Here is a 333-nt window from a genome sequence, read left to right on the forward strand (position 1 = left end):
GCCCACTGTTCATAAAAAGTTTGGTGAGCCTATTGCACTTTTGGCTGGGGATGCGTTGCAGTCGCTAGCGTATGAAGCATGTTTAGAGAGCCAAGTTAATCCTTATATTGTTTTGGAATGCATACAGACGATATCTGTTGCTTCGACTAAGATGGTTAAGGGGCAAGAACTTGACATATTTGGTGAGAACTATAACTTAGATGAGCTGGCTAAGATGAATTTGCTTAAAACTGGTGCTTTGATAACGGCTAGCGTCTGGGTTGGTGGGATTGTTGCAGGAGCAGATGTTGAGCAATATGAAAAGTTGGGGACGTTTTCAAAAAACATTGGGCT

1 protein-coding gene is annotated in these 333 nt (G+C 42.3%); it reads left to right on the forward strand.

The window, feature by feature from the left end; translation table 11 throughout:
• On the forward strand, positions 1–333 hold a 333-nt coding region (locus tag ACYVTD_RS16870; protein ID WP_461248803.1), incomplete at both ends, for a polyprenyl synthetase family protein.

The sequence above is a fragment of the Treponema sp. R6D11 genome (assembly GCF_054786075.1).